The organism is Anaerolineae bacterium, assembly GCA_014360855.1.
Classification (GTDB): Bacteria; Chloroflexota; Anaerolineae; order JACIWP01; family JACIWP01; genus JACIWP01.
In genome coordinates, this window is the sequence record JACIWP010000266.1 from 1 (window position 1) to 4,076 (window position 4,076).

Annotated in this window: 5 protein-coding genes; 1 reads left to right on the top strand and 4 read right to left on the bottom strand. The window is 66.5% G+C overall.

Annotated elements, in window-relative coordinates; translation table 11 throughout:
• From H5T60_12345 to ssnA, 3 genes are all read right to left on the bottom strand, one after another.
• Positions 1-283: diguanylate cyclase (locus H5T60_12345; protein ID MBC7243223.1), on the bottom strand; the 283-nt coding region annotated here is incomplete at its 3' end.
• Between the two features lie 68 nt (positions 284-351).
• Positions 352-597 carry a hypothetical protein gene (locus H5T60_12350; GenBank protein ID MBC7243224.1) on the bottom strand — a complete coding sequence of 82 codons (246 nt, stop codon included), beginning with the start codon at positions 595-597 and terminating at the stop codon, positions 352-354.
• Positions 598-635: 38 nt separating this feature from the next.
• The gene (ssnA, locus tag H5T60_12355) at positions 636-1,967 is read right to left on the bottom strand and encodes a putative aminohydrolase SsnA (protein MBC7243225.1); all 1,332 of its coding nucleotides are present in this window, start codon (positions 1,965-1,967) and stop codon (positions 636-638) included.
• Between the two features lie 151 nt (positions 1,968-2,118).
• On the opposite strand from ssnA, the gene H5T60_12360 reads away from it, so the two are divergent.
• The gene (locus H5T60_12360) at positions 2,119-2,874 is read left to right on the top strand and encodes a hypothetical protein (GenBank protein ID MBC7243226.1); all 756 of its coding nucleotides are present in this window, start codon (positions 2,119-2,121) and stop codon (positions 2,872-2,874) included.
• A 57-nt stretch (positions 2,875-2,931) separates the two neighbouring features.
• Here the strand turns inward: H5T60_12360 and glk are convergent, their stop codons facing one another.
• Positions 2,932-3,906 carry a glucokinase gene (gene glk / locus H5T60_12365; protein ID MBC7243227.1) on the bottom strand — a complete coding sequence of 325 codons (975 nt, stop codon included), beginning with the start codon at positions 3,904-3,906 and terminating at the stop codon, positions 2,932-2,934.
• Positions 3,907-4,076: the final 170 nt, after the last annotated feature.

A 4,076-nucleotide genomic window follows, 5' to 3' on the forward strand; every position in this document is an offset into this window, starting at 1 on the left:
GGGGCAGTCCCAGCTCCCGGGCGAGGGGCAGTTCCTTTTCGAACCACTGCTCGGGAGGAAGCTCCGACCAGAGTTCGGTGTTGAGGAAGCCGCCGGGGACCTGGGCCATATTGGGATGGGGCACCTGTGCGGCGGTGTCGGAGATGGTCTTGGTGACCAGGGCGCCGGCGCCGCCCTCCGCGCATCGGCGCAGGGCCTCGCCGTTCCAGCCTGGGGGGCCGGCGGCAGGGAGCACCGGGTTGCGGAAGGTCATTCCCAGGAAATGGACGCTGAGGTCAGCCATTTTCTCGGTCTCCTTTGATTGAGGAAAGGCGCAGTATCTCCGGCCGGAAGGGACGGGGCCAGCGGGCTTCAGCGCTGGTCTGGGGTGTGGGCCGGCCCTTCATCTGAATGGGTGTCCGCTTCCACTTCAACGACGGCCGCGGCGATGGCCCAGCTCACCAGCCCCCAGCTCACCCCGGAGATCAGCACTGCTGTCAGGAAGGCGCGCAGGGTGAATGGGGCGAAGCCCCGGAACATGCCGATGGCGGCCAGAACCGCTCCCAGCAAGCCGAAGGCCAGGCCGATTTTGGCCGGCCCGCTCACTCTTTTCCACAAGGATGAGGACCGCGGCATCTGTGTTTGCCTCCCTACCGCTAATATCGAGCCCAGAGTTTGGCGGCGCGCTCGCGCGCCTGGGCGGCAATGCGTTCTTCGTCCAGGGTGAGGAGCTCGCCGGCGCGCATCAGCACCCTCCCGCCGACGATGGTCGTATGCACCTGCATGTCATCCTGCCCGAAGATGAGGTGCCAGGCGAAATTGTCCGCCGTCAGCGGCGTGCGCGGATGATATTCGACGAGGATCACATCCGCGAACGCGTTGGGTTGGAGGATTCCCAGCGGGGCAGGGAAGAGGGTGCCGGCGATGGCGCGACCGCCGGCGAAGGCAATGTCCAGCACTTCTTCTGCCGGCATGAGGCGCGGGTCCAGCGCCGCCAGCTTATGCACCAGGAAGGCGGCCTGCATCTCTGCCAGCATGTTGTTGGAGAAGCCGTCGTTCCCCAGCCCGACCACGATGCCGGCGCGCCGCAAGCGCGGGACGCGCGCCGTCCCGACCGCATTGTTCATGTTGGAGCGGGGATTGTGCGCCACCATGGTGTGGGTTTCCCGCAGGATGTCCACCTCAAAATCGTCAATATGGACGCAGTGCGCGGCGATGGTTTTGGGGCCTAACACGCCGGCGGCCTGCAGGCGTTCCAGCACGCGTTTGCCGGTGCGGCGCAGGGTCTCGGAGACATCCACCTTCCCCTCGGCGGCGTGGATATGACAGCCGGCGCCCAGCCCGCGCGCGGTCTCGACCGCTTCCTGCAGGGTTTTGTCCGAAAGGGTGAAGGAGGCGTGCAGTCCCATCAGGCCGGCCAGCAGGGGAGAGGGATTCGTCTGACAGCGGCGGATGAAGCGGGCGTTCTCGCGGATGCCGGCCGCGGCGGCCTCGGGGCCGTCCCGGTCGGAGACCTCATAGCACAGGCAGGCGCGCACGCCGGCCTGGCTGGTTACCTCCGCGATCAGGTCGAGGATGCCGTCAATGAAGCGCGGCGAGGCATGATGGTCAATCAGCGTGGTGGTGCCGTGGCGGATAGCGTCAACCAGACAGACCTCCACGCTGGAGCGGATGTCCTCGGGCCGCAGGGCCTTATCCAGCCGCCACCACAGGTTCTCCAACCTGGCGCGCAGGTCCGCCGGCGGCTCGATGCCGCGCGGCGGGATGCCGCGCGAGAGCGCGCCGTAGAAATGGGTGTGGGCACAGATGAAGCCGGGGAGGACCAGCCTGCCGCCGGCGTCCAGCACCTCGTCGTGCGGGTAGCGCGCCGCTAGTTCTGCGCTGTTCCCGATCTCGGCGATGCGGTCGCCGGCGATGCGCAGGGCGCCGTCCGCGATCAGCGGCTGCCCGGGGTCCATAGTGATCAGCGTGCCGTGTGTGATGAGCATGGGGTACTGCTCCTTCGCGGCTGTTTGCCTGTGCACCAAGTATAGCACAGGCGCGGGCGGAGGGCAACCGGATTTGGCACCGATTTGACGCCGGCCATGCGCCATTTTATTATACCTGGCGCGAGCGATTACCGGAGGGGGATGCGAGCATATGGGGGACGATGCCGGCCGGCAGGACGCGAACCGCCTGGCCTTTTATCTCCTGAAAGGCGTCGCCAGGGCCAACCGGCTGTATCAGTTGTTCGCGCCGGGCGAGCGCATCGCGGTGGCCGTATCGGGCGGCAAGGACAGCGCGGCCCTGCTGGAGCTTCTGCGCCGGTGGCAGGGGCTTCCTCGTCTGGAGCTGGCGGCGGTGCATGTGACCTCTGCTGGGGTCGCCGGCTGTGAGGGGCAGGCGGACACGGCCGGCCTGGAAACATGGTTTCGGCAGTTAGGCATTCCCTACCGCATTGTGCCCATGGAACCGCCCTCTGGCCAGCCGGCGCGGGCGAGGATGGGTCCTTGCTTCCACTGCGCGTGGCGCCGGCGCAAGGCGCTCTTCTTTGCGGCGAAGGAGCTGGGGTGCCGGCGCGTCGCCCTGGCGCACCATGCCGATGACGCGGCGGTTACCACGCTTCTCAACCTGGTGTACCATGGCAAGTGTGAGACCATGGCGCCGGTGCTGGAGATGTTCGGCGGGGAAATTGTCCTCATTCGCCCCCTCTATTTGCTGGAGGAGCGGGATATCGCGGCCTTTGTTCAGGCACTGGGGCTTCCGTTCCGGCTCAGCACCTGTGCCCGCGGCCAGGATACGCGGCGCGCACACCTGGCCGGCATTCTGCGGCAGTTGGAGGCGCTGAACCCGCGGGTGAAGCGCAATCTGCTGAAGGCCGCCGGGCACGCGCTGGACGAGGCGTACGAACAATAATTCCCGCTCGTTCCGGTTTCTCCCGGGTTTCCTCCTGCTGTCCACAGCGTGGCGGGGTCACATTAACCGGTATGCGGCGCCGATGAGAGGCGCCTGCGGCTGGAGCACCACGTGCACCGGGATGCCGGCCATAATGTCCGAGAGCCGGCCCTTGGCCTGGAAGGCGCGCAAGAAAGTGCCGTCGTCCAGCTTGGGCAGGATGCGCGGGGGGATGCCGCCGGCGACGTACACGCCGCCCAGGGCGAGGGTCTTCAGGGCCAGGTTGCCGGCCTCGGCGCCCAGTATCGAGACGAAAAGCTCCAGGGCTTTCTGGCAAATCGGCGGAGGGTCTGCTCCCAGCGCGGCCTCCACGATGATGGGGGTGGGGTCGGACGCGCTGGCGAGTCGGTCGGTCAGCCATGCCGGCTCCTCCGCGCGGCCGGTCTCCTTCAAAAAGGCATAGATATTGGGCATCCCTTGGCCGGAACACAGCCGCTCATAGCTCACATGGTCGAAGCGCTCCAGCAGGAAGCGCAGAAGCTCCAGCTCCAGCGCGTCTCGCGGCGCGAAATCGGTATGGCCGCCTTCCGATGGATGGGCGCGGTAGCGCGTGCCGTCCCAGGTCAGGAAGGCTTCTCCCAGGCCCGTGCCGGGAGCGATGACAGCGATGGCGGAGCGCTGCACTGGCTGGCCGGCGTTCAGCGTGTGCAGTTCATCGGGCAGAAGGTGTGGGACAGCGGTGGCGATGGCCTCCAGGTCGTTAATGAGGACCGCCTCTGTGATCTGCAAGGAGCGTGCCAGCTCCTGTTCGTCGAGGAGCCAGTTCAGATTTGTGAGATGCACGCGGCCGGCGCGCACAGGGCCGGCGACGCCGAAGCAGGCGCGTTCGATGCGTTCGCTCCCCTGGGCAAGGAACGCCCGCACTAGGCTGACCAGGTCGGGGAAATCCCGGCTGGGCAGGGTGGCGGCGCGCACCCAGCGGCGCGGGCCGGCGGATGGATCTACGATCGCCAGGGATGTTTTGGTTCCGCCCACGTCTCCGACCAGCCACATGGTGGGTATATACCTCCTTTTCGCGCAGGGTCACGCCTCATAAGATAGCGCATTGCTGTGGACTGTCAAGCTGGCCCTTGTGGATGGGGGCCGGCCTCGCCGCGGACAAAGAAGGGTATGAAAGTTTACCCCTTATTTCACGATATACAGCGAAAATCCTTTTTGACTTT